The sequence below is a fragment of the Sinomonas atrocyanea genome (assembly GCF_001577305.1).
Taxonomy (GTDB): Bacteria; Actinomycetota; Actinomycetes; order Actinomycetales; family Micrococcaceae; genus Sinomonas; species Sinomonas atrocyanea.
Genome location: NZ_CP014518.1, coordinates 3,158,075 through 3,182,466, shown reverse-complemented (window position 1 = coordinate 3,182,466; position 24,392 = coordinate 3,158,075). Strand labels below are relative to the sequence as shown.

The 24,392-nt window shown below is 72.3% G+C and carries 25 protein-coding genes and 1 pseudogene; 14 read left to right on the top strand and 12 right to left on the bottom strand.

Annotated features, from left to right (window positions below):
- Window positions 1–64 precede the first annotated feature (64 nt).
- Window positions 65–1,954, top strand: a complete 1,890-nt coding sequence (gene glmS, locus SA2016_RS14625) for a glutamine--fructose-6-phosphate transaminase (isomerizing) (RefSeq protein ID WP_066499381.1) — start codon at window positions 65–67, stop codon at window positions 1,952–1,954.
- A gap of 99 nt (window positions 1,955–2,053) precedes the next feature.
- On the opposite strand, the gene SA2016_RS14620 is transcribed toward glmS, so the two are convergent.
- The 8 genes from SA2016_RS14620 to SA2016_RS14585 all read right to left on the bottom strand — a co-directional run bounded on the left by SA2016_RS14620 (window position 2,054) and on the right by SA2016_RS14585 (window position 9,281).
- A complete protein-coding gene (locus SA2016_RS14620) occupies window positions 2,054–2,995 on the bottom strand; it encodes a polysaccharide deacetylase family protein (protein WP_066499377.1) in 942 nt (313 codons plus the stop codon).
- Between the two features lie 64 nt (window positions 2,996–3,059).
- Window positions 3,060–3,623, bottom strand: a complete 564-nt coding sequence (locus SA2016_RS14615; RefSeq protein ID WP_066499375.1) for a mycothiol transferase — start codon at window positions 3,621–3,623, stop codon at window positions 3,060–3,062.
- 182 nt (window positions 3,624–3,805) lie between these two features.
- Window positions 3,806–4,636 carry an endonuclease domain-containing protein gene (locus SA2016_RS14610; RefSeq protein WP_066499373.1) on the bottom strand — a complete coding sequence of 277 codons (831 nt, stop codon included), beginning with the start codon at window positions 4,634–4,636 and terminating at the stop codon, window positions 3,806–3,808.
- 237 nt (window positions 4,637–4,873) lie between these two features.
- The gene (locus SA2016_RS14605; protein ID WP_084249561.1) at window positions 4,874–5,086 is read right to left on the bottom strand and encodes a hypothetical protein; all 213 of its coding nucleotides are present in this window, start codon (window positions 5,084–5,086) and stop codon (window positions 4,874–4,876) included.
- Complete coding sequence (locus SA2016_RS14600) at window positions 5,083–6,561, bottom strand: glycosyltransferase family 2 protein (protein WP_066499371.1); 1,479 nt, start codon at window positions 6,559–6,561, stop codon at window positions 5,083–5,085. Before SA2016_RS14600 ends, SA2016_RS14605 begins: the two co-directional genes overlap by 4 nt.
- 9 nt (window positions 6,562–6,570) lie before the next feature.
- Entirely contained in the window at window positions 6,571–7,353 is a 783-nt protein-coding gene (locus SA2016_RS14595) for a class I SAM-dependent methyltransferase (RefSeq protein ID WP_066499369.1), read from the bottom strand.
- Window positions 7,340–8,896: a putative bifunctional diguanylate cyclase/phosphodiesterase gene (locus tag SA2016_RS14590; RefSeq protein ID WP_066499367.1), complete on the bottom strand. Its 1,557-nt coding sequence runs from the start codon at window positions 8,894–8,896 to the stop codon at window positions 7,340–7,342. Before SA2016_RS14590 ends, SA2016_RS14595 begins: the two co-directional genes overlap by 14 nt.
- On the bottom strand, window positions 8,886–9,281 hold the full coding sequence (locus SA2016_RS14585; protein WP_066499363.1) for a DUF7793 family protein: 396 nt from the start codon (window positions 9,279–9,281) through the stop codon (window positions 8,886–8,888). The genes SA2016_RS14590 and SA2016_RS14585 overlap by 11 nt, the downstream gene beginning before the upstream one ends.
- Before the next feature lie 128 nt (window positions 9,282–9,409).
- Here SA2016_RS14585 and SA2016_RS14580 point away from each other — a divergent pair, with 128 nt between their 5' ends.
- Together SA2016_RS14580 and SA2016_RS14575 are read left to right on the top strand one after the other, a co-directional pair.
- A complete protein-coding gene (locus tag SA2016_RS14580; protein WP_066499361.1) occupies window positions 9,410–10,564 on the top strand; it encodes a GGDEF domain-containing protein in 1,155 nt (384 codons plus the stop codon).
- A 4-nt stretch (window positions 10,565–10,568) separates the two neighbouring features.
- Window positions 10,569–10,919, top strand: a complete 351-nt coding sequence (locus SA2016_RS14575; RefSeq protein ID WP_066499358.1) for a holo-ACP synthase — start codon at window positions 10,569–10,571, stop codon at window positions 10,917–10,919.
- A gap of 40 nt (window positions 10,920–10,959) precedes the next feature.
- Here the strand turns inward: SA2016_RS14575 and SA2016_RS14570 are convergent, their stop codons facing one another.
- A complete protein-coding gene (locus tag SA2016_RS14570) occupies window positions 10,960–12,474 on the bottom strand; it encodes a SulP family inorganic anion transporter (RefSeq protein WP_229710656.1) in 1,515 nt (504 codons plus the stop codon).
- A gap of 27 nt (window positions 12,475–12,501) precedes the next feature.
- Between SA2016_RS14570 and SA2016_RS14565 the strand changes: the two genes are divergently transcribed.
- Window positions 12,502–12,900, top strand: coding sequence for a MerR family transcriptional regulator (locus tag SA2016_RS14565; protein WP_066499351.1), 399 nt, complete (start codon window positions 12,502–12,504; stop codon window positions 12,898–12,900).
- Between the two features lie 20 nt (window positions 12,901–12,920).
- On the opposite strand, the gene SA2016_RS14560 is transcribed toward SA2016_RS14565, so the two are convergent.
- Window positions 12,921–13,277 (bottom strand): hypothetical protein, encoded by a 357-nt coding sequence (locus SA2016_RS14560; protein WP_084249559.1) that lies wholly within the window; start codon window positions 13,275–13,277, stop codon window positions 12,921–12,923.
- A gap of 209 nt (window positions 13,278–13,486) precedes the next feature.
- Between SA2016_RS14560 and SA2016_RS22520 the strand changes: the two are divergent.
- Window positions 13,487–13,948, top strand: a pseudogene (locus SA2016_RS22520) (NAD(P)H-hydrate epimerase); the annotation flags it as partial.
- Between the two features lie 14 nt (window positions 13,949–13,962).
- Entirely contained in the window at window positions 13,963–14,931 is a 969-nt protein-coding gene (locus SA2016_RS14555) for an NAD(P)H-hydrate dehydratase (protein ID WP_306505432.1), read from the top strand.
- Window positions 14,932–14,936: 5 nt separating this feature from the next.
- Here SA2016_RS14555 and SA2016_RS14550 read toward each other — a convergent pair whose 3' ends face one another.
- Window positions 14,937–15,584: a TetR/AcrR family transcriptional regulator gene (locus SA2016_RS14550; RefSeq protein WP_169803082.1), complete on the bottom strand. Its 648-nt coding sequence runs from the start codon at window positions 15,582–15,584 to the stop codon at window positions 14,937–14,939.
- A gap of 137 nt (window positions 15,585–15,721) precedes the next feature.
- Window positions 15,722–16,399: a TetR/AcrR family transcriptional regulator gene (locus SA2016_RS14545; RefSeq protein ID WP_084249557.1), complete on the bottom strand. Its 678-nt coding sequence runs from the start codon at window positions 16,397–16,399 to the stop codon at window positions 15,722–15,724.
- A gap of 152 nt (window positions 16,400–16,551) precedes the next feature.
- Between SA2016_RS14545 and SA2016_RS14540 the strand changes: the two genes are divergently transcribed.
- The 8 genes from SA2016_RS14540 (at window position 16,552) to SA2016_RS14505 (ending at window position 24,374) form a co-directional block, all read left to right on the top strand.
- On the top strand, window positions 16,552–17,355 hold the full coding sequence (locus tag SA2016_RS14540; RefSeq protein WP_084249556.1) for a sigma-70 family RNA polymerase sigma factor: 804 nt from the start codon (window positions 16,552–16,554) through the stop codon (window positions 17,353–17,355).
- Between the two features lie 118 nt (window positions 17,356–17,473).
- Entirely contained in the window at window positions 17,474–19,627 is a 2,154-nt protein-coding gene (locus SA2016_RS14535) for a transglycosylase domain-containing protein (protein WP_066499344.1), read from the top strand.
- Window positions 19,628–19,722: 95 nt separating this feature from the next.
- A complete protein-coding gene (locus SA2016_RS14530) occupies window positions 19,723–20,037 on the top strand; it encodes a metal-sensitive transcriptional regulator (RefSeq protein ID WP_066499341.1) in 315 nt (104 codons plus the stop codon).
- Between the two features lie 145 nt (window positions 20,038–20,182).
- Entirely contained in the window at window positions 20,183–21,535 is a 1,353-nt protein-coding gene (locus SA2016_RS14525; RefSeq protein WP_066499339.1) for an MBL fold metallo-hydrolase, read from the top strand.
- Between the two features lie 41 nt (window positions 21,536–21,576).
- Entirely contained in the window at window positions 21,577–22,632 is a 1,056-nt protein-coding gene (locus tag SA2016_RS14520; RefSeq protein ID WP_141305743.1) for a HoxN/HupN/NixA family nickel/cobalt transporter, read from the top strand.
- A 32-nt stretch (window positions 22,633–22,664) separates the two neighbouring features.
- Entirely contained in the window at window positions 22,665–22,961 is a 297-nt protein-coding gene (locus SA2016_RS14515; protein ID WP_066499337.1) for a rhodanese-like domain-containing protein, read from the top strand.
- A gap of 58 nt (window positions 22,962–23,019) precedes the next feature.
- A complete protein-coding gene (locus SA2016_RS14510; RefSeq protein ID WP_066499336.1) occupies window positions 23,020–23,613 on the top strand; it encodes a rhodanese-like domain-containing protein in 594 nt (197 codons plus the stop codon).
- Window positions 23,610–24,374 carry a sulfite exporter TauE/SafE family protein gene (locus tag SA2016_RS14505; protein WP_066499334.1) on the top strand — a complete coding sequence of 255 codons (765 nt, stop codon included), beginning with the start codon at window positions 23,610–23,612 and terminating at the stop codon, window positions 24,372–24,374. Before SA2016_RS14510 ends, SA2016_RS14505 begins: the two co-directional genes overlap by 4 nt.
- Window positions 24,375–24,392 lie beyond the last annotated feature (18 nt).

Sequence of the window (24,392 nt, the reverse complement as noted above, 5' to 3'; positions counted from 1 at the left end):
TGTCAACTGGGACGGCGCCGCGCGAACTGCCGGGGTGTCCGAGCGCGCCGGTAGGATGGTCCGCATGTGTGGAATCGTCGGCTATGTCGGTACCGCCCGCGCGCTCGAAGCCGCGGACGGCAACAGCAGTCACAGTGCCCTTGATGTCGTGATCGAAGGCCTGCGGCGCCTCGAGTACCGCGGCTACGACTCCGCGGGCGTGGCCGTCGTCGCGGACGGGGCCATCGAGTCCCGGAAGAAGGCCGGGAAGCTGAAGAACCTCGAGCACGAGCTCGCCGAGCGACCCCTCCCGGAGAGCGTTACCGGCATCGGGCACACGCGCTGGGCCACCCACGGCGGGCCCACGGACGCCAACGCCCATCCGCACCTGGCCGACGGCGGCCGCCTCGCCGTCATCCACAACGGCATCATCGAGAACTACGCGACCCTCAAGGCCGAGCTGGCCGCCAAGGGCGTCCCGTTCCTCTCCGAGACGGACACCGAGGTCGCCGCGGCCCTGATCGGCGACTACTACCGCGGCGAGGCCGACGGCGACATCACCCGCGCGATGCAGCTCGCCTGCCAGCGGCTCGAGGGTGCGTTCACCCTGCTGGCCGTGCACGCGGAGCAGCCCGGCGTCGTGGTGGCGGCCCGGCGGAACTCGCCGCTCGTCGTCGGCCTCGGCGACGGGGAGAACTTCCTCGGCTCCGACGTCTCCGGCTTCATCGACTACACCCGCCGCGCCGTCGAGCTCGGCCAGGACCAGATCGTCACGATCACCCCGGAGTCCTTCGTGGTGACCGACTTCTTCGGCGCCCCCGCGGCCGGCAAGGAGTTCGAGGTCTCCTGGGACGCCGCCTCGGCCGAGAAGGGCGGGTTCAGCTCCTTCATGGAGAAGGAGATCAACGACCAGCCCGCCGCGGTGCACGACACCCTCCTGGGCCGCTCCGACGAGTCCGGCAAGCTCGTCCTCGACGAGCTGCGCATCGACCCGGAAGAGCTCAAGAAGGTCAACAAGATCATCGTCCTCGCGTGCGGCACCGCGGCCTACGCCGGCCTCGTGGCCAAGTACGCGATCGAGAAGTGGTGCCGGATCCCCACCGAGGTCGAGCTCGCGCACGAGTTCCGCTACCGCGAGCCGATCGTGGACGCCAACACCCTGGTCGTGTCCATCAGCCAGTCCGGCGAGACCATGGACACCCTCATGGCCGTGCGCTATGCCCGCGAGCAGGGCGCCAAGACCGTCTCGATCTGCAACACGAACGGCTCCACGATCCCGCGCGAGTCCGACGCCGTCCTCTACACGCACGCCGGCCCCGAGATCGCCGTCGCCTCGACCAAGGCGTTCCTGGCCCAGATCACCGCGGCCTACCTGCTCGGCCTGTACCTGGCCCAGCTGCGCGGGAACATCTTCTCCGGCCAGATCCGGGACGTCCTCGCGGACCTGAACAAGATCCCCGAGAAGATCCAGACCGTCCTGGACGGCGCCGGCCCGCTCCGCGAGCTCGCCCGCAGCATGAAGGACGAGAAGTCCGTGCTGTTCCTCGGCCGCCACGTGGGCTACCCGGTGGCGCTCGAGGGCGCGCTCAAGCTCAAGGAGATCGCGTACATCCACGCCGAGGGCTTCGCCGCGGGCGAGCTCAAGCACGGCCCGATCGCGCTGATCGACGAGGGCCAGCCCGTGTTCGTGGTGGTCCCGTCCCCGCGCGGCCGCGACTCGCTGCACGCCAAGGTGGTCTCCAACATCCAGGAGGTCCGCGCCCGCGGCGCCCGCACCCTCGTGATCGCGGAGGAGGGAGACGAGGCCGTGCGCGCCTACGCCGAGCACGTCTTCTATGTGCCCGAGACGCCCACCCTGCTCATGCCGCTGCTGACCACGGTCCCGCTGCAGATCTTCGCCGCCGAGCTGGCCTCGGCGAAGGGCTACGACGTGGACCAGCCGCGCAACCTCGCCAAGTCCGTCACCGTCGAGTAGCCACCCCGTTTCGGGTACGCAGGGTCTGACGTACGACGACGGCCGGTCACCTTCCGCTGGGAGGTGACCGGCCGTCGTCGTCCGCCGAGGGCGCCCTGGTCAGATCAGCGCGTCGAGCGTGACGAAGGTGTAGCCCTCGGTGTGCATCTGGTCGATGATGCCGGGGAGTGCGGCGGCGTCGAGGGTCGAGCCGTCATCCGGGTTGGAGCCGACGTGCATGAGCACGATCTCGCCCGGCTGGATCGCGTTCATGACCCGCTGGATCACCGAGGGCGCCCCGCGGACGCCGCCCACGGTGCCCTGCCAGCCGAGGGAGTCGACGGTCCAGCGGATCGCCGCGTAGCCGCTCGCGTTGACGGCGGCGATGGTGCGGGCGTCGCGGGCGCCGGAGGGGAAGCGGAAGAACGGCCGGGGATCCACGCCGGCGGCCCGGATGGCCGCCTGCGCCGCGGACAGCTCGGCGGCGATCTGCGCATCCGTCAGCGTGGTCATGTCCGGATGGGTCATCGAGTGGTTGCCGACCCGGTGCCCGCCCGCGGCGATCTGCGCGACGTCGGCCGGGTGCGCCTTGGCCCACGCCCCCGTGAGGAAGAACGTCGCGGGGACGTGCTGCGCCGCGAGGGTCGAGAGGATGGAGGCAAGCCCTGCGTCGTTGCCACCCGCGTCGAACGTCAGGGCCACGACCTTCTCCTGGGTGGGGATCCGCTCGAGGTCCTGCCCCCGGAGGTTCGGCGGCAGCGCCATCGGGGGCAGGGGCGGCCCGGCGGTGGCGGTGGGCTTCTTGGTGGGCGCGGGCGACGTGGAGGGGGCGCCGGGCGTCGTCGGGCGCCCGGACGTGGGGCTCGGGGCTGCGGAACCCGTGGGGGCGGCGGACGCGGTCCCGGAGCCGGGGACCGTGGGGGAGGCCGACACGGTGGGCGCGGCCGGCGTCGGCTGCGAGGTCGAGCGGGTCAGGACGATCGCGACCGCGGTCGCCGCGAGGACAAGCACCACCGCGGCCACGATGATGACGGTGAGCCGTCGCCTGCCGAGTGCCGCCATGTGCAACCCCCTCGGTCACGACGGTACGCCCGCGGCAGTGGGCGCGCGAGGGACTTTGGTCGGGTCAGCCGAGGACGATGCCGCGGACGTAGGCGGCCTGGCCCACGTGCTGGGTCGCGTCGTTGAGCAGGCTCACGAGGCGCACGGCGGCGGTGACCGGCGGGGACCAGCGCTCGTCGACGACGCGGCCGAGGTCCTCGGGCTGCAGGCCCCTGATGACCTCGGTGACCCGGGCATGGACGGCGTCGTGGTACCCGCGGAGCACCTCGGAGTCCACCGCCGGGAAGTTCCCGACCTCGTCGCTCGACTGCCCATAGCCGGTCGCCCACTCGCCATAGGGCAGGGCGAACCGGTCACGCCACTGGGGCCACAGCTGTCCCGGCGGGACCTCGCGGGCGCGGGCCTTGGGCGGCTCGTGGCCCCCGAGGACGTGGGCGAGGGCGGCGATGTGGTCGTCCTCGACGCGGGTGAGGTGCCACACGAGCCAGGCGATGTGGTTGGCGTGGGGGCCGGGGCGCTGCAGGAGCTGTTCGGGGGAGAGGCCCAGGAGCGCATGCTCCACCGACTCCTCGACCCGCCCGAAGCCGTCGAGCAGGATGTCCGCGGCCCAGTTCTGGTCTGCACTCATGCGGGCCACCCTATGCCCCGGGCGCAGAGTCCCGGGAGGGGCCGGTGCGCGTGCGCTGCGTTCGGAGGGCTGTGCCTTCCTGCCCACTACGGCCGTCGGCGGGTGCGCAGGAGACGGCGTGTCGCCGCCGCCACGCCGGGCCGGGCGGGCCAAAGTGCGCAGGGACGGACGGGGGAAGCGGCCTACCCGCCGAAACGGCGAGGACCCCAGATCCTGAGGAGCTCCTCAACGTCGCGCAGAAGCCGGTCGGGGTCGCGCCAGACGACCTCTGGCGGATACCGCAGCGTCGGGTACCCCTGCCGCAGGGCCTCATTCTGCCGGCGCCGGTCTTCGACGAACGCTGCGCGGTCCGCATGGAACGCGTGCCCGTCGATCTCCACGATCACCAGGCCCTCGATCAGGAGGTCCACGCGGCCCACGCCCGGGATGCGTGCCTGCACCTGGACCCGCCAGCCCCTGGCGACGAACAGGAGCCTTGCCTCCACCTCGGGCTGGGATTCAGCAGTGGCCGTGGCCAGGGAGAGCGCACGGCGTGCCCGGGCGCTGCGGGGTCCCCGGAGGAGGTCCTCGAGCATGCCGCGGTCGACCTGGCCGCCCCTGATCGCGCACTCCGCCATGGACACGGCCTCGGAGAGCGGGAGGCAGCCCAGTGCGTGGAGGACGGTGTCCTCCAGCGAGGCAATGGGCAGGGTGCCGTGGGCGGGGAACCGGAGGGTGCGGTGCGCCGTGAAGACCGTGACACGGGAGTGCGCCACTGCCAGGTGCCGGCGCAGGGGCACGTCCCTGATCCACAGCCCGTGCGCTCTGGCCGCGGATCCGCACGTGAGCAGCCCATTGTGGACGAGTGCGAAGAGGTAGTCCGGGTTGCAGTCCGGAAGGGCAATGATGCCGCGTGCTGGTTTGACGCCGAGGGCCGCGAGAGCGGCGACCTCGCGCTTGCTGGCTCCTGCCCGGAGGAGCGCGGCCGTGCGGGCCACGCCGCCGAGCGATCTGAGGTACTCGAGGGCATCCATGGTGCAATGCCATCCGCTCAGGACGGGCCGGGGCACCGGGCCCGGGTCCCATGTGGACGACCTGCCGGGGCCGGACGTTGTGGAGGGCCAGTGGGGCCGTCCGTTCCTGCCCTCTTTGGCCCGGCTGCCCCCGCGTGTCGGCCGCGACACACCGGTCCTGCGGGTCCCGCGCGCCCCCAGAGTGGGCAGGAGCGGACGGCGGAGCGCGCACGGCCCCCGGGGCTCAGCGGCCGGGCGCTACCGGCGTCCATCGGGATAGATGCTGCGGGTCTCGGCGCGCTGGTACCGGCGCCGCCAGCGCAGGCGGGGGCGCGGGAGCACACGGGCCACCGCGAGGACCGCGTACATGAGCGTGTTGAGGGCCACGAACGTCGCGAGCACGTTGACGAACGGGCTCTGCAGGATCGACTCGTCGAAGAGGATCCCCAGCGGCACGCGGACAGGGCTCACCGCGCGGCCTCATCGGCACCGGGGCCGGCGGGGCGGCCGGGCACGGAAGGGACAGCCTCGGCCCCGGCATCGCGCACCAGGTGCTTCCACGCGGCCTTGCGCCCGGCGGTGATGTCCGCGATGCCCTTGAGGTACACGACGTTGAGGAACATGTCGAAGAAGAGCTCGGGGAACAGGCAGGCCGCGAGGAGGCGGGCGCGCCAGCCTCCGCCCCACGCGGTGACGAGCCGCTCAAGCGTGAACCAGAACCCGAGCCCGAGCCAGAACGGGAACCAGATCCAGGTGTCCATGGACAGGGCCATCAGGGCGATGAGGGCCAGGTAGGTCCCGAGGGCGATCACGCTGTACCCGATCCCGAGCTGCTGGAACCAGTACCGCGCGGTCTGGGGGGTGACCCCGTAGGCGCCGAGGTTCTCGAGCGCCCCGCGCTGCCAGCGCAGCCGCTGCGCCCAGAGCATCCGCCACGTGGGCATGAGCTCGGTCTCCGCGGCGCACTCGGGCGGGGAGACCATGAGCGCCCCGAGGGACTTGAGCGCAATCGTGAGCTCGTTGTCCTCCGTGAGCGCGGCGGTGTCGTACACGTCGCCGTGCCGCCCCGGGAGCTGGGTGCCGCGGGCGTCGGCGACGGCGCGCAGCGCCACGGGCCGGAACACGGACGCGGTGCCGGTCAGGACGAACACGCGCCCTCGCCGCCGGCGGATCTCGCGCGAGTAGCGGATGTACTCGTTGCGCTGGAACTGGCCGATCAGCCCGTGCCCCTCCTCGCCGTAGAAGAGCCCGCCCACGGCCACGAGGGCGCGGTCGTCGGTGAACCGCCGCACGGCCTCGGCGAGGAACTCGCTGCCGAGCTTGGTGTCGGCGTCCATCGCCATCACCGCGTCGTTGTCGCCGAGGCCGGGGAGCAGGGTGCGCAGCGCCTGGTTGAGGGCCCCGCCCTTCTTGTCCGTGTTGCCCCGGGTCGCGAAGACTTCGGCGCCGGCGTCCCGCGCGATCTCCGCGGTGCGGTCGGTGCAGTTGTCGGCGACCACGATCACCCGGTGCGGCCGGTGGGCCTGTGCGTCGAGCGAGGCGAGGGTCGCGGGCAGCGAGGCCTCCTCGTTGTGCGCCGGGATGAGCACGGTGACGGTCACGGACCCGGCGAACACGCCGCGGGTGGCGGCCATGATGGTCCTGGGCGCGAGCGGCCTCGCGCGCACGTGCGCGGAGGCCCGGCGCGAGCGGGTGGCAATGGCTCGGTCCAGGAGCGCGACGCCCGCCCCGAGCAGGATCGCCGCTGCCGCTGCCATGGCGACGACGCGCCACTGCGGCGCGTGGGCGTCGTAGAAGACGTTCCATACCCCGCCGATCGAGACCTGGGCGGGCCGCCAGAGTGGCGGCGGCTGGCTCGCGGCCACCCCCCACCACAGCAGCAGCGCGGCGCCGGTCACGGCCGCGACGATCAGGAGGCCGACGAGCCTCTGGAACCATCTCCCCATGCTGGCAGGCTATCGGGCCGAGGCGACGGCCCAGTAGGCAGGGACGCGGAGGTGGCTGCCGTCCGCGGGCAGCGCGAGCGCCAGGGCGGTGGACCCCTCCGTCTCGAGCCGCCACTGCTCCTCGGGGAAGGCCCGCGCCCGCTCGGCGGGGCCGAAGTGGCCCGGCTGCGGGAGCGTGCGGATGGCCTGGGCGAGCGGTGCGGGGATGGACTCTCCGCTCGCCCCGAGCGCGCGCAGGTAGCCGAGCCCGTTCCCGGGCACGTTCGTCTCGACGAGGTACACCCGTCCGCGCGTCCCCACGAGCGTGCGCAGGCCCGCGGCGAGGGCCCGCTGCTTGGCCGGGGTAAGCACGTGGAGCACCCCGCGCACGACGGCGTTGGCGTCCCCGAGCTGCCCGTGGAGCCGCTCGCTGGTCTCGGGATCAGTCGCGTCGGCAGTGAGGAAGTCGATGCGCCCCGGCTCCCCGTGGTGCCTCCCGGCGAGGTCGACGGCGGCCGCGGAGGCGTCGAGGCCGAGCACCCGGGGGAAGGCCCCGGCGAGGGCGGCGGAGAGCCACCCGGACCCGCAGCCCACGTCGACCACGGGCAGGGACGTGTCGAGGTGGTCGATCCCGCGGGCCACGTGCTCGGTGGCCTCGGAGCGCGGGTCGCCCTCCCAGAGGACGTCCTCGGGCAGGGTTCCCTCGGCGATGCCGGCCCAGAACCGCTCCCACGCGGTGGAGGGGCTGCGGGGGACCCGGCCCGAGAGGATGGCCACGCGGGAGACGAGCCGGATGCTGTCAGCGAGCGGCACCGTGGCCTCCTTCCTGCAGGGACCGCAGGAGCAGGCCCAGCTCGGAGGCGGGCATGGGCCGGGCGAACAGGTAGCCCTGGCCGTACTCGCAGCCCAGCTCGCGCAGGAGCCGGGCCTGGGCCTCGCCCTCGATGCCCTCGGCGACCACGGTGAGCCCGGCCGCGTGGATGAGGCGCACGATCGCGTCGACGAACGCGACCTGGGTCGGATCGCTCGCGAGGGTGTCCACGAGGGACTTGTCGATCTTGGCCCGCACCGCGGGAAGCGTCCGGAGGTAGCTGATGGAGGAGTAGCCGGTGCCGAAGTCGTCGATCTCGATGGGGACGCCGAGCTCGCCGAGGGAGCGCAGGGTCAGTCGTGTGTCGGGGCCGCCGCTGATGATCGCGGACTCCGTGATCTCCACGGTCAGGCGCGGCCCGGGCAGCCCGGCCTCGTCCAGCAGCCTGCGGATGTGGGCCGTGAGGTCCCCGTGCGCGAGCTCGGCGGGCGAGATGTTCACGTGCAGGCTGAAGTGCTCGGGCAGGCCCGGGTCGCGCGCCCAGTCTCCAGCGGCCTGGACCACTTGGGTCAGCACGCACCGGCCGAGCTCGACCATGAGCCCTGCGTCCTCGGCGATGTCGAGGAATGCGGCGGGCGGCTGCAGCCCCCGGACGGGGTGGCGCCAGCGCACGAGCGCTTCGGCTCCGGCGAGCGTGCCGTCGGCGAGCCCCACGATCGGCTGGTAGAAGACCTCGATCTCCCCGTTGGAGAACGCGGCCCGCAGCTCGGAGGCGACGCGGACGCGCTGGGCCACGACTTCGTGCATGGCGGGAGTGAACACGCTGATGCCGCCGTGGCCCTTGGCCTTGCCGGCCTCGAGCGCGGCGTCGGCGTCGCGGAGCATCTCCTCGACCGCAAGGTGGCGCTCGGCGTACCGGATGCCCACGTTGCCGCGCAGGCTGACCTGGATGCCGTTGACCAGCACCCTCTCCTTGAGCGTGTCGAGGACGGCCCGCGCGGTCCAGAGCACGCCCTCGGCGTCCTGCCCCGTCACGAGCACCGCGAACTCGTCGCCGCCCAGCCGGCCCACCAGATGGCCCCCGCCCTCGGCGCCGCCCATCGCGGCCTGCAGCCGCTGGGCCACCTCGATGAGCACGGCGTCGCCCGCCGAGTGGCCGAAGGTGTCGTTGATGAGCCGGAACCCGCGCAGGGCGAGGATGACGACGGCGGCCAGCCCGCCGTCGTCGGCCGTCTGCAGGGCGGCGTCGATCCGCTCGCGCACGAGCCGCCGGCTCGCGAGCCCGGTCAGCTCGTCGGTGTCGACGAGGCGGCGCAGCTCGTCCTGGGCTCGCTCGAGCTGCTCGGTGCGGGTTGCGATGCGGGCCTCGAGCTGGTCGTAGAGGGTCTCCAGCTCCTCGGCGAGCAGGTTGATGCCCGTGGTGACGGCATCGATGGAGTCGCGCGCGGGGGAGGTCTCCATCCGCCGGGAGAGGTCTCCCGCCGAGAGCCGCACGATCAGGTCGATCAGCTTCTCGAGCCTGTCATCCGTCGGCTCAGCGGCCATCGGCGGCCTCCGCGAGCCACGCCCGGGCACGGGCCTCGTCAGTGAAGAACTTGGTGGGGCAGGGCGCCTTGTAGACGCCGAGGAAGAAGTTGGCGAGGACGCGGTCCACGGCGGAGGCCCCGAGCAGGGCGATCGCGGCCGCGGCGCACGGGCGCGCGAACACGGCCCGGGCCGAGCGGCTCACGGAGGAGGTCGTGGCCATGTCGATCAGGAGCGGGACGCGGTCCGGGCCGGCGGTCTCGTTGACGCGGGCCATGGCGGCCTCGGCCTGGGGTGCGTCGATATCGACCCCGCGATCCCACACGAGGCGGAGCACCCCGGACTCGTCGAAGGAGAGCGAGCTGATGCCAGAGTCGGTCCCATCGGGGCTCTGCTGGGGATCCACGCCGCTCCTCTCATTTCATTACTCCTGCGCCCGGGCGGCGCCACGTTGGGAGCATACCCCGGGCGCCGCGTCCGGGCCGGTACGCTGGGCCACAGATGTGCCCGCTGACGGGCACGGGGAGGAACACTGTGGGGGGCGCTCTGGACCTGGGCACGCTCACCGTCGTGATGGCGGTCGTCTCGCTGTGCGTGCTCGTGCTGTTCTACTTCGACACATACCGGGCGAATCCCACGGCCCCCGCCCGGTGGTGGTGCCTCGCCCTTGCGACACTCGCGGCCGCCGGCATCCTCAACGACGGCGGCATGGGGGTGGTCAGCCTCATCGGCCAAGGGCTCATGGTGGTGGGCGTGGCGTCGATGTGGGCCGGCGTGCGCCGCCTACGCGATCCGGAGACGCCTGCCGTGTCCCTGGTGCTCGCGGTCCTGGCCGCCGGGCTCATCGGATTCGCCGGCCGCTTCCTCGACCCGGACCTGTGGGGCGCCGTGGTGCTCCTGCTGCTCTCCGGCGGGTTCTGCGCGGCCATCTTCATCGAGCTGCGGCTCCAGCGCACGGTGCCATGGCGGACGGCCCGGAACTTCGCGGTGATCGCCGCGGTCACCGGCGTGTACGACCTGGTCCGCGCGATCGCGCTCGCGGCCCTGGGCGGCGTGAACCCGGCCTTCAGGGCGGTGTTCGGCCAGGGCTTCTCGCTGCTGGCGGCGATCGCGCTCATCGTGGCGGCCGCGACGAGCCTGGCCGCGCTCAACAGCGCCACCCGCACGGCCCACTTCCAGCAGCTCGCCACGAAGGATGCCCTCACGGGGCTGCTGAACCGCACCGAGTTCATGCGCCGCGCAGGCGAGATGCTCAGCAGGGCGCACGAGCAGGGCAGCGAGGTGACCGTGATCATGGCGGACCTGGACAAGTTCAAGTCGATCAATGACGACTTCGGCCACCTCACCGGCGACGAGGTGATCCGGGCGTTCGGCGTGGCCTGCCGGCAGTCCGTGCGCTCGCGGGACCTCGTGGGCCGGTTCGGCGGCGAGGAGTTCATCATGGCGCTGGCCGACTCCTCCGCGGCGGACGGCGTGGCCGTGGCCGAGCGCATCCAGTTCGTCCTCTCGGCCCAGCGCATCCTCCTGGACGGGTACACCGTGCCGACGGCGAGCTTCGGCGTGGCGGACAGCTCGGTGCACGGAGACGACCTCGGCGCCCTCATCGCGAGCGCGGACACCGCGCTGTACGGCGCGAAGTCGGCCGGGCGGAACTGCGTGATGGTCAGCGACGCGGCCCCGCTAGAGTAGCCGCATGGCTATCATCGGCATCGGCGTGGACGTCGTGGACATCGCACGGTTTGAGCGTCAGCTGGAGCGGACCCCGGGCCTGCGGGACCGGCTGTTCGTGCCCGCGGAGCGCGAGCTGCACGTGCGCTCCCTGGCCGCGCGGTTCGCCGCGAAGGAGGCCGTGGCCAAGGTCCTCGGCGCCCCGGCGGGCATGAACTGGCAGGACTGCTGGATCGGCCTGGGCCCTGCCGGCCCCGAGATCCAGGTCAAGGGCACCGTCCTCGCTGTCGCCGAGGAGCGCGGCGTGCGGACCTGGCACCTGAGCATGAGCCACGACGGTGGGATCGCCACGGCGATGGTGGTCGCCGAGCGCTGATCCGGCGAGCCCGGCCCGCCAGGAGTCAGCCCGCCAGTAGTCAGTGGGCCGAGGCGAGCTGGCCGCTGAGGCGTTCGTGCATGGCGCGCGAGGCCTCGTTCAGGCCGATGATCCTGGCCTCGATGCCGTGGTTCCGGTACTTCTCGGTGACCGCGTCCAAGGCGGCGATGGTCGAGGCGTCCCAGAGGTGCGAGCGGTGCAGGTCGATCTCCACGCGCTCCGGGTCGTGGGCGTAGCGGAACTGGGTGTAGAGGTCGTTGGACGAGGCGAAGAAGAGCTCCCCGTCCACCGTGTAGACCGCCGTCTCGGCCCCGTCCCGGTCAACGATCTCCCGGCGGATGGTCGCGAAGTGCGCCACGCGGCGGGCGAAGAGGACCATGGCGACCAGCACCCCCGCGCACACGCCGATCGCGAGGTTGTTCGTCGCCACCACCACTGCCACGGTCACCACCATGACGGCCGTCTCGCTCTTGGGCATGGTGCGCAGCGTGGACGGCCGGATGCTGTGCCAGTCGAACGTGGCGACCGAGACGAAGATCATCACTGCGACGAGGGCGGCCATGGGGATGAGCGCGACGATGCCGCCGAGGGGTACGACGAGGACGAGCAGGATCGCCCCGGCGAGGAAGGTCGAGAGGCGCGTGCGGGCGCCGGCGGCCTTGACGTTGATCATGGTCTGGCCGATCATCGCGCACCCGCCCATGCCGCCGAGGAGCCCGGTCACGATGTTCGCGATGCCCTGGCCCCACGCCTCGCGGGTCTTCGAGGAGCCGGTGTCCGTGATGTCGTCGACGAACTTGGCGGTCATGAGCGTTTCGAGCAGGCCGACGACGGCGACGCCCAGGGCGTAGGGGCCGATGATCTGCAGGGTCTCGAGCGTCAGGGGGACGTGCGGGAGGAACAGGGTCGGCAGGCTGTGGGGCAGCTGGCCCTTGTCGCCGACGGCAGGGACATCGAGCCCCAGGACCACGACGGCGACCGTCAGGAGGATGATCGCGACGAGCGGCGCCGGCACCGCGCGGGTCAGCCGGGGCAGCCCGAACACGATCAGCAGGCCCGCGGCGGCGAGCGGGTACACGGCCCACGGCACGCCGATGAGCTCGGGCACCTGCGCCGAGAAGATCAGGATCGCGAGGGCGTTCACGAAGCCGACCATGACCGAGCGGGGCACGAAGCGCATGAGCCGGGCGACGCCGAGCAGGCCCAGGGCGATCTGGAGGGCGCCGCCGAGGATCACTGCGGCGATCAGGTAGTCCAGGCCGTGGGACCGGACCAGCGGCGCGATGACGAGGGCGACCGAGCCGGTCGCGGCAGAGATCATCGCCGGGCGGCCGCCGACGATGGCGATCGTCACCGCCATGGTGAAGGCGGCGAACAGCCCGACCCGCGGGTCGACGCCGGCGATGATCGAGAAGGCGAGCGCCTCGGGGATGAGGGCCAGGGCCACCACGAGGCCGCCGAGGACCTCGGTCTTCAGGCGGCCGGGGGTGCGCAGCGCCCGGAGGACGGACTGGGCCTCCTCCGGAGTTTCGGTCGCGGGGGTCAGGGCAGGCATGGATCTCCTCAGGGGCATCGTCGGGGGATGCCGGAACTCTACCCTAACGTTAGGGTAGACCTGCAATCCGGCTACAGTGTTGGGGTGCATATCGGTGAGCTCGCGGAGCGCACGGGGCTGTCCCTGCGCACGATCCGCCACTACGACGACGTCGGCCTCCTCCCCGCGCGGATGCGGACCCAGGGCGGCTTCCGGGTCTACGAAGAGGACGACGTCGAGCGCCTGACGCTCATCAAGCGCATGAAGCCGATGGGCTACAGCCTCGAGGAGATGGCGGAACTCCTCCGCCTGCTGCTGGGGCCCTCAGATGAGGGGAGCGCCCCGGATGTCGCCGCGCTGCTGCAGGAAGCAGAGCGCCGCCGCGACAAGCTCGCGCGCAACCTCGCCCAGGCCGAGGAACTCGTCGCGCTGCTGCGCGCCCGGTAGCGGGGAAGGGCTGGGAGAGGTCAGGCGGATGCGGGCTGGGCGACGACGCCCGAGTGGCCCGCCGAGGTCGGGAAGCCTCCCGCGAGGCGGCCCGAGGACGAGGGAGCAGGCGCCGGACGGGCGGGAGCCGGGGTGCCGGCAGCATCGGAGGCTGCCGCGGCAAGGAGCTGCTCGGCCGCGGCCACTGCCTGTGCGGAGGCGCGGGCCGCGGCGGGAACGCTGGAGGCAGCAGGAGCGCTGGAAGCGGCCCGCGCGGCGGCGCGTGCCGGAGACTGCCGCCTGACCGACCAGACCACGGCCAGGCCGTACACGAGCCCGAGAAGCCCGCTGGCGGCCCAGACGATGATCCCGATCTCCTCGGACAGGGCGGCTGCCACTGCCGAGGCCAGGATCACGGCCGCTGCGACTCCCGCAGATAGACGTGCCCCGCGGTCAAGAAAATCCCCCATCAATGCCCCCATTGATTGCCCCGCGCTGCAGGGCGTGTCGATCCTTGCGTTACTAGAGTGAAACCAGTAATGCCTCATTCATTCTACAGTCGAGGGAGTGGACCGCCACTCCCACTTGGGCTCATTACAATCGCCCCATGACGGAGGCCTTCACCGGAACCCAGATCCGCGCCGCAGAGGCGCCGCTCCTCGACGCCGGGCGCGGCCCCGACCTGATGGCGAGGGCAGCGCACGGGCTGGCGCTCGCCGTCGTGCGCCTGATCCGGCGGGAGGGCGGCAGCGTCGCCGGGGCACGCGTGGCGGCGCTCGTGGGGAAGGGCAACAACGGCGGCGATGCGCTGTTGGCCCTCGCCGAGCTGGGCCGCCGCGGGGCGCGCGCCACGGCCGTGCTCGCGGGCGGCACGGCGCACCCGGCGGCCCTCGCGGAGTTCACACGGGCCGGAGGGCGCATCACAGAACGGCTCGAGGCTGCGGAGATCGTGGTCGACGCGGTGCTCGGCACCGGCTTCTCGGGCGAGTACGCGCCTCCGCTGCCCAGGCCGGACGCCCTCGTGGTGGCCTGCGACCTCCCCTCGGGTCTCGACGCGGACACCGGCACCGCCGGTCCCGAGGTGTGGCCGGCGGATCTCACGGTGACCTTCGGCGCGCTCAAGACGGGGCTGCTCGCAGGCCGCGGGCGGGCCTTGGCCGGGCGCGTGGAGGTCGTCGACATCGGCCTCGGACCGCACCTGCCGGACCCGGACGTGCGCTCCCTCGACTCAGCATCGGCCGCCGCGCTGCTCCCCGCCCCCCGCGACGACTGGCACAAGTACTCCCGGGGGTGCTGGGCCTCGTGGCCGGCTCCGAGCCGTATCCGGGGGCCGCGGTCCTCGCCACGGCCGGTGCGCTCGCCATGGGCGTGGGGATGGTGCGGCTCGTGGCGCCCGACGCCGTGCGCCGGCTCGTGCTCGCCGCCCACCCGGAGGTGGTGGGCTCGTCGGAGCCGTCGGGGCGGGTGCAGGCCTGGGCGGCCGGGCCGGGGATCGCGGACGACGCCGGGCAGCGCCGCGCGCTGGCGGTGGCCCTCGAGTCGGGGCTCCCCGCGGTGGTGGACGCGTCCGCGCTCGACGCGCTGCCCGAGCTCCTGGACCGGCTGGCCGGTGAGCACGTGGTGATCACCCCGCACGCGGGGGAGCTCGAGCGGCTGCTGGAGGGTCCGTCCCGCGAGGCGATCGAGGCCGAGCCGGTGCGGTGGGCGCGCGAGGCCTCGGCCCAGCTGGGGGTGACCGTGCTGCTCAAGGGGCCGGCGACGGTCTGCGCCGCCCCGGACGGCACGGCGTGGGTGCAGGGGGAGGGGCACCCGTACCTGGCGACGGCGGGCAGCGGCGACACGCTCACGGGGATCCTCGGTGCGCTCCTCGCCACGGCCCGGGGCCTCCGACCGGTGGAGGCGGCGGCGCTCGCGGCCTTCGTGCACGGATCGGCCGGGCGCATGGCGGCCGAGTCAGGTCCGTTCGGTGCGGGCGCGCTGGCCCCCGCGGTGCGGGAGGCCCTCTCGCGGCTCGGATCCGCGGAGCCCCCGCGCCGCCCGGGACAGGGCTGAGGGCGTCAGAGGGCCGCCGAATCCGGGCTGCTGGCAGCGAAGCCGTCGCCCGCCGGGGCCAGCAGCACCGCGGCTGCGAGGTCCCTGGCGCGGGCGGCCGCGTGCTGGTCGCCCTCCGCGGCGGCCACGAAGCTCCCGCAGATGAGCGTCTGGAAGGTGCGCGCCGCCGAGGCGGGGTCGTCGAGCCCGGCCTCCGCCGCGATCTCCTCCAGGTGGGCGAGCGAGGGGTCGAGCTGCTCGGCGGCAACCCGGCTCAGGGGATGCTCGGCGCCCATTTCCACGATCACCCGCTCCAGCGGGCCGGGCGGGTCCCCGCGGAGGATCAGGTCGTCGAGGTCGTCGAAGACCCCGAGCAGGGCTTCCCTTCCGCTGCCGTGGCTGTCCCGGGCGGTCCGCACCATGCCTGCCCGGGCACGGCCCCAGGCCTCGAGGCAGGCCAGGACGAGCCTGTCCTTGCTGCGGAACTGCCGGTAGAACGTGGACTTCGCGACCCCCGAGCGCGCGATGAGCTCGTCCACCCCGACGGCGCGGATGCCCCGGGTCGCGAAAAGGCCTTGGGCGGCCGAGAGGATCCGTGCCCTCGAGGACTGCCTGGGCCGCCGCGGGGCCGCAAGGACCAGACCCATCGCCGCGACTGCGACTTGTAGATGCATGCCCGCCCCCTCCCACTGCCAACTTCCTGACATCGTGGGACGTAGGTTTCCCGGTGGGCGCACAACCGAAACGGCGCCCAGGCCGCTGGGCAGGCCTGGGTGCCGGGGAGAGGCCGGGGTCCGGCCGGACGGGGGTCCTAGTTCTGGTGGGCCTTCTCGCGGCGGCGGAGGTCGAGCTGGCGCTTGACGTCCTCGCGATCTTGGGTGGGGGTCCCAAGGGTGTCCGGCCGGTGCAGGTCGATGAGTGCCCGCGCGAGCTTGCGGGCGCGGGCCGCAGCGCGCTGGTCCCCCTCGATGGAGGCGACCATGGCGCCCTTGGTGAGGATGTGGAAGGACCAGGCGAACCCGACCGGGTCCTCGAGCCCGGCCGCCTCGGCCAGGGCGCAGAGGCGCTCGCGGATGTCGGTGAGGTGCCTCATCGCCGCCCGGCCGAGAAGGTGGCCCGGCCCGAACTCGATCACCACGTGGAGGAACGTGTTGACCTCGGCGGCGCCTCGGCTGAACCAGTCGTCCAGCACCGTGAACGCCGCCAGGATCGCGTCGTCGGGGTTGTGCGCGTGCGCGATGGCCTCCTCGATCGCGTCCTCGCGCACCTGGTACCAGCGGTCCATGTAGGCGAGCACGAGGGCTTCCTTTGAGGGGAAGTGCCGGTAGAACGTCGCCTTGGCGACCCCGGAGTGGGCGATGATCTCGTCGATGCCGACGTCTCTCACGCCCCGTCGTGCGAAGAGCCCATAGGCGGTCTCAAGGATCCGCTCGCGGGCAGGTTTGCGTGCCGCGGCCTCAGGGGCCCGGCCGTCATCAGGACCGACCATGCTCAGAATCGTAGCACGCTGGACAGACAGGTCTGTCTACCTATATAACTCTTCTCAGCGGAACAGACAGGTCTGTCTCGTTGAAGACTTCGAGGTAGCCAGCATCAACGCCGGGCGCGGCCGCTGGGCGGTGCAGAGGAGGGTAGGTCGCTGTGAGTGAGTCAGCTGTGATCGAGTCCAAGGGATCCCTGAGGCTCCTCGCCGGGGACCTGGCGGAGGACGCCGCCCAGGCGGGACGTGCGTCCGAGGGCGCTGCCGGCGAGGGTGCGGGGTCCGGTGTGGCGGGGGCGTTGGTGGTGGAGCACTTGGGGCTGGCGGATGCGCTGGCGCGGCGGCACCGGGTGCCCGGGCATGACTTCGAGGACATCCGGCAGGTGGCGCGGATGGGGCTGGTGATGGCGGCGCAGCGGTACCGGGAGGGTGCCGGGCACGGGTTCGTGCAGTTCGCGGTGCCCACGATTGCCGGGACGATCAAGCGCTATCTGCGGGACCAGTCCTGGGTGGTGCGCCCGCCGCGGTCGCTGCAGGAGCTGCGGCTGGGGGTCAAGGAGGCCCGTGGCCGGCTGGTGCAGGAGCTGGGCCGGGAGCCGTCCCTGGCGGAGCTGGGGGAGGCGACCGGGGCCAGCCCGGAGCAGGTCGCGGAGGCCCGCTCGGTGGATGCGGCGATGAGCCCGGCGGCGATCGAGCCGCTGGATTCCTCGGGCGAGGGCGAGGGGGAGCGCACGGCGCACCTGGTCCCGGTGGTCGAGGCGGGGTTCGAGCAGGTGGAGCTGCGGCAGATGGTCGCGTGCGCGCTGGAGGGTGCGAGCGAGCAGGACCGGCTGCTGGTGAAGCTGCGGTTCGTGGACGAGATGAGCCAGTCTGAGATCGCCGCGGAGCTGGGGGTGTCCCAGATGCAGGTCTCGCGCCTGCTGCGCCGGCTTCTGGACCGCATGCGCCGCAAGATGGCCGCCTGACCCCACCAAGACGCCAGACGGAGCCTGACCACGACCGGAGACGCTGGACCCCACACAGCGGGGCAGCACACCGGAAACGCCCAGCGTTCCTCACATGGGGAGCCGCTAGCATGCGCCCATGGCTTCTGGCAGGAAAGTGCTCCGATCCACATCGCTCGGCGTCGGAAGGATCCTGTCCTTCCTGGCCGTGAGCCTTCTGTGTGGGGTCCTGACCGCGGGCCTCATGTCACCCGCCGTGGCCCTGGCGGGAAGCGCCACGAACGGCTCGGTGCAGTTCTTCGACAGCCTGCCGAGTGACCTCGAGGTCACCCCGCCGGCGCAGGTCACGAGGATCCTCGCGGCGGACGGTTCCGTGATCGGCAGCGTGTTCAGCGAGAACCGCACCAATGTGCCGCTCGAGAAGGTCTCCCAGAGCATGCGCGACGCGATCGTCGCCATCGAGGACTACCGGTTCTACGAGCACGGCGGCATCGACCCCATGGGCATCCTCCGTGCGTTCGCCTCGGACGTGGGCGGCGCCCACCAAGGAGCGTCGACGCTGACGCAGCAGTACGTCACCAACGTGCTCAACGAGGACCTCGTCGCCCAGGGCCAAGGTTCCGACGTGGTCCTCAACGGCCAGAAGGGCGTGGGCGACAAGCTGCGCGAGATGAAGCTCGCCATCTCCCTGGAGAAGAAGGAGTCCAAGGACAAGATCCTCCAGGGCTACCTGAACATCGTCTCCTTCAGCGGCAACGCCTACGGGGTCCAGGCGGCCAGCCAGTACTTCTTCTCCGAGGATGCCAAGGACCTCACGCTCACCCAGTCGGCCCTCCTTGCCGGGCTCGTCAACGGGCCCGGCTACTACGACCCGGTGGCCTATCCCGACCGGGCCGTCGGCCGGCGCAACCTGGTCCTCGACGCGATGCTCGAGCACGGGTACATCACCAAGGCGCAGCACGACGACGCCGTCAAGGCCCCGCTGAAGCTGAAGCTGAATCCGCCGAAGCAGGGCTGTGCCTACGCGGCCCAGGCCCCCTACTTCTGCGACTACGTGCTCCACCAGATCCTCAATGACCCGGCCTATGGGGCGACCCCGGCGGACCGCGAGCGGCGCGTGGATCGCGGAGGCCTCACGATCAGGACCACCCTCGACCCGCGCCTGCAGGGGCCGGCCCAGACCCAGGTCGATGCGACCGCGGGGGCGAATCCGGACAAATGGGGCGCCTCGCTCGTCACCGTGCAGCCGGGCAGCGGCAAGGTCCTGGCGATGGCGCAGAACTCCCGGGTGCTCGCGGGCCAGGGCACGGGCTTCCTCACGTCCTACAACTTCAACGTGGACCGCACCGACCCGTCCGGCAACCAGCTCGGCGGCGTCGGAGGCATGCAGCCGGGCTCGACGATGAAGCCCGCAACCCTGGCGGCATGGCTCGACGAGGGCAAGCCCACCGACCAGATCGTGAACGCGGCCCAGCGGCGGTACCCGCCCGGGTACCCGTGGAAGACGACCTGCGGGCGTGTGAGCGGGTCCTTCGACTCGGCCGTGGCCGGATCGGTGGACCTCCAGAACGACGAGCCCGGCTGGTACCGCCCCATGACCGTGCGCGAGGGCATCTACCAGTCGATCAACACCGCAACGTTCGCCTCGGCCGCGGCCCTGGACGACTTCTGCGACATCCAGCGGGCGGCAGACGCCATGGGCCTGCACGACGGTGCAGGCGGTGGCAAGAAGCTGGACCTCTCGGTGCTCGGCAACATCCTCGGCGCCTCCAACGTGGCCCCGCTGACCATGGCAGACGCGTTCGCGACCTTCGCCGCGGACGGCACCTACTGCGCGCCGATGTCCATCACCGAGGTCGACGACGCCAAGGGGCAGAAGATCGGCGGCCAGGCGCCGTCCTGCCAGGCCGGCGCCCTGAAGCCGGATGCGGCGAAGGCGGCCACCAACGTGCTCGAGGACGTGATCAAGAAGGGCTCCGGCCTGCTCATCCCGCAGAAGCTCGGGGTCCCCGACGCCGCCAAGACCGGTACCAACCAGTACAACAACCAGACCTGGGTCGTCGGGTACACGAGGGGCCTCGCGACGGCGTCGTTCTTCGGCGACCCCTTCAACGGTAGCGACGCCCGCCTGGGGCGCAACGTCACCGTCAACGGCAAGTACTACCCCGTCATCGACGGCGCCTACATTGCCGGCCCTCAGTGGGCGACCTACATGCAGAAGGTCCTCGGGTTCTACGACCACGGCGCCTTCGATGCCCCGCCGCAGAACCTCATCCGGCCCGCCTCGCACTGACCGGCCCTCCCGGGGGTTGATCGGTATACCCCGGTGGGTATTATCCTGTGAGAGGTGCCGCACTGGCCGGCACCTGCACGGGAAGGGGATCCACCATGAAGGGCGTCTCGGTCGAGGGGTCTGCTCCGCAGGACCTGCCGCAGTCCGTCGAGCTGCGTCGGCTCGCGAATCGGCTCAAGCGCGCCCACGGGCAGCTGAAGGCCGTCATCGACGCGGTGGAATCGGGGGCGAACTGCCGGGCCGTGATCACCCAGCTCGCCGCCGTACGCGGCGCCCTGGACAAGGCCGGCTTCGAGCTGATCTCCGCGGCCATGAGCGAGTGCGCGAGCACCCCCGCGGCTCCCGGCGGGGGCGAGGGCGGTGGCCTGACCATGGAGGAGCTGCGCCGCCTCTTCCTCACCCTTGCCTGAACTGGGCGCGCAGGTGGAACTCGTCGTCCAGGGCCCGGCCGTGGCACTGCTGGGCTCCCGTCCCGTCGTTTGACTTCGGATACCCCCCTGGGTATTTTGGAAGTGGGTCGGAAACGGCCTTTCGGACTTCAGGGAGGAACGAATCATGGACGTCATCGTCATCGACACCCCGCAGCTCGGCGACCGCAGCTACCTCGTGCACGATGGGAAGCACGCGCTCGTGATCGACGCCCAGCGGGACATCGACCGCGTCGAGGCCGCCGCCTCCGCGGCAGGCGTCGAGATCACGCACGTTGCCGAGACCCACATCCACAACGACTACCTCACCGGCGGGCTGGTCTACGCCCGCAAGCACGGGGTCGCCTACCTCGTGAACGCCGCCGACGAGGTCGCCTTCGAGCGGACCCCCATCGCGGACGGCGAGACGGTCGAGGTCGGCGAGCTGGCCGTCAAGGCCGTGGCGACCCCCGGCCACACCCACAACCACCTCTCCTTCGTCGTCTCGCACGGCGACCAGCAGGCAGTCTTCTCGGGCGGCAGCGTGCTCTACGGCTCCGTGGGGCGCACCGACCTCCTGGGCCGCGAGCACATGGTCGGCCTCACCCACGACCAGTACGCCTCCGCGCGCCGCCTGGCCAAGGAGGCGGACGCCGCCGCGGAGCTCTACCCGACGCACGGCTTCGGCTCGTTCTGCTCCTCCGGCCCCGCGACGGGCGCCGGCGGCTCCACCCTCGGCGAGCAGTTCGAGACCAACCACGTCTACACGGACGCCGACGAGGAGCACTTCGTCAGCGACCTCATCGCCAACCTCACCGCCTACCCCAGCTACTACGTGCACATGGGCCCCGGCAACTCCGCCGGACCCGGCGAGCCGGACCTGGGCGTGCCCGAGTCCCTCGACCCCAAGGAGCTGCGCACGCGGCTCGAGGCCGGCGAGTGGGTGGTCGACCTGCGCAACCGGGTCGCCTACGCCTCGGAGCACCTCAAGGGCACCATCAGCTTCGAGTACGGCAACGGCAACAGCTTCAGCACCTACCTCGGCTGGCTCTTCCCCTACGACAGGAAGCTCACGCTCGTGGGCTCCCGCGAGGACGTCGAGAACGCCATCCGCGACCTGTCCCGGATCGGCATCGACTCCCCGGACGCCGCCCTCGGCGAGGACCCGCGGGCCCTTGCCCCGGAGGCGGCCGTGTCCTCGTACCCCCGCGTGGACTGGGAGGGCATGCTGGCCGAGCGGCGCCCGGACGAGGTGATCCTCGACGTCCGCCGCGCCGACGAGTACGAGGCGTCGCGCATCGAGGGCGCCGTGAACATCCCGCTGCACGAGCTCCTGACCCGCCTCGACGAGGTCCCCGCCGGAAGACTCTGGGTGCACTGCGGCTCGGGCTACCGCTCGGGCGTGGCGGCCAGCCTGCTCGAGCGCGCCGGCCACGACGTCGTCCAGGTCGACGACGCCTTCGACCGCGCCGCCGCGGCCGGCCTCCCCATCGCGGCCTAGCCCCTTCCGCCACCGCCAGGACGACCATCGAGAGGAAGACCATGCCGACTCCTGCACAGCGCACGAGCGGGACCCGGGCGCCCCTGGCCCGGATGGGCCTGGTGGTCCTCGCCCTGCACGTCGCCGGGTGGGGACTCCTGGCCGCGGTCGCGCTGCCCGCCCTCCACGCCGGAGCCGGCGGCGCGGCCCTCGTGGCCGGGCTCGGGGTGGGCGCCTACGCACTCGGGATCCGGCACGCGTTCGACGCCGACCACATCGCCGCGATCGACAACGCCACCCGCCGCCTGATCGCCGCCGGACGGCCTCCCGTCTCGGCCGGCTTCTGGTTCGCGCTGGGGCACTCGACCGTGGTCGTCGGCGCCGTCGCACTCGTGCTGGCCGGCTTCGGGACGTTCGCCGAGGGGCTCTCGGACGAGGGGTCCCCGCTGCGGCAGGGCGCCTCCCTGTGGGGCGCCGCCGTCTCCGGGGCGTTCCTCCTCCTGGCAGGCGCGCTCAACGTCCCCGCCCTGCGGGGGATGGGCTCGCTCCTGCGGAGGGCGCGCGGCGGCGCCGTGGACCCGGCCGAGCTGGAACGCCACCTCGATTCCCGCGGCGTCGTCTTCCGCGTGCTGGGCCCGCTGGGCCGCCTCGTGGATGCTCCGTGGAAGATGTACCCGACCGGGCTGCTGTTCGGGCTCGGGCTCGACACCGCAGCCTCGGTGGGGCTGCTTGCGGCGGGCTCGCTCCGCCCCGGAGTGCCGCCGGCCGCGGCCCTCGCCCTGCCGCTGCTCTTCACCGCCGGGATGACGCTCTTCGACAGCGCAGACGGCATCGCCATGAACCGGATCTACCGGTGGGCCGCGGAGGACGAGGTCCGCAAGGCCGCCTACAACCTGGCCGTCACGGCGGTGTCGGTCGCCGTCGCCTTCGTGGTCGGCGCCGCCGGCCTGGCCTCGGCCGCCGCCCAGCTGCTCGAGGTCCACAGCGGCCCGCTGGCCGCGCTGGCGGGCATGGACACCGGGCTTGTCGGCGTGGGGCTCGTCGCGGTCTTCGCGGCATTCGGCCTCTACGCACTGACCCTCCGCGCCCCGCGCGCGGCCTCCCAACCCTGCCGCTGACACACACCCTTCCCCATCGAGAGGACAGACCCATGGACATCACCCCACAGCAGACCGCCGAGAGGCTCGGCGGCGACACCCAGATCGTCGACGTGCGCGAGGCAGCAGAGCTTGCCGACGGCATGATCCCCGGCGCCCGGCATATCCCGCTCGGCGACCTGGGCGCCCGCCTGGACGAGCTCGACCGCTCGCGTCCGGTGATCGCCGTCTGCCGCAGCGGCCGGCGCAGCGCCGCCGCGGCCGACCAGCTCACCGCAGCCGGCTACTCCGCCCAGACCATGGTCGGCGGCATGCTCGCCTGGCGGTCCGCCGGCCTGCCCACCGCCTGACCCGCCCCTTCACCGCGCCTCCAACCGAGGCACCCAGCAACTCAGAACGAAAGAAGCAATGACCGACAGCACCGCAACCATGCCCGCCACCGTCGCACCCGCCACCCTCAAGGAGTGGGCCGCCCGCCATGACGACCTCATGGTCGTGGACGTCCGCAGCGGCGCCGAGTTCGATTCGCTCCACATCCGCGGCTCCTACCACGTGCCGCTGCCTCTCCTGAGCGAGCATGCCGAGGAGTTCGCCAGCCGGATGGGCACGCGCGTCGTCCTGGTCTGCCAGTCCGGGGCCCGGGCGGAGCAGGCCCGCAAGCGGCTCGCCGCCGTCGGCCTCGCCGGCGCCAGCGTCCTCGAGGGCGGCGTCCCGGCCTTCGCCGCCGCCGGAGGCGACGTCGTCCGCGGCGCCCAGACCTGGGCGCTCGAGCGGCAGGTGCGGATGACCGCCGGCTCGCTCGTGCTGGCCAGCATCCTGGGCGGCCGGTTCATCTCGCCCAAGCTCCGGCTCGTGGCCGGCGGGATCGGCGCGGGCCTGACCTTCTCCGCCGCGACCAACAGCTGCGCCATGGGCGCGATGCTCTCGAAGATGCCGTGGAACCGCTCCGCGAGCGAGCCCACCGCCCACCAGGCGCTCCAGCAGCTCGGGGACAGCCGGTGATCCTCACCGCGCTGGCGTTCGGCGCCGTCGTCGGCGGGCTCCTCGGGCTCGTCGGCGGCGGCGGGTCGATCCTCGCCGTTCCCGCCCTCGTGTACGGGGTCGGCGTGCCGCTCGCGGCCGCCATCCCCGGCTCCCTCGTGGTGGTCGGTGCGTCCTCCGCCGTTGCCGTCCTTCCGAGGGTCCGGCGGGGTGTGAACTGGCGCCTGGCCCTGATCATCGGGGCCGCCGGCACCGCCACCGCGTACCTCGGCGCGGCGGTCAACCGGATGATGGACCAGAAGATCCTCCTGCTCGCCTTCTCCGTGATCATGATCGTGGCCGGCCTCCGGATGCTCCGGAAGACCGAGGCCGTGGGCGGATCCTGCGCACTCCCCACGGGTGGGGTCAACTGGCGGTCCTGCCTGCCCAAGGCGATCGCCACCGGCGCCGTGGTCGGGTTCCTCACGGGGCTCCTCGGGGTAGGCGGAGGGTTCCTCATCGTCCCCGCCCTGGCCCTCGTGCTCGGGCTGCCCATGGCGATGACCGTGGGGACCTCTCTCGTGATCATCGTCATCAACTCGCTCGCGGGCCTCGCCGCCCACCTGGGCGAGATGCACTTCGACTGGGCAGTGATCGGCGCCTTCGCCCTCGCCGCCATGGTCGCCTCGCTCGTGGCAGGGCGCTTCGGGCGCCGGCTTCCCGAGCACGTCCTCAAGCGCGGATTCGCGGGCCTCGTCCTGCTCGTGGCCGTCTATGTGGCCATCCAGGCCATCACCAAGTAGAGCAACTAGAGAAGGAGA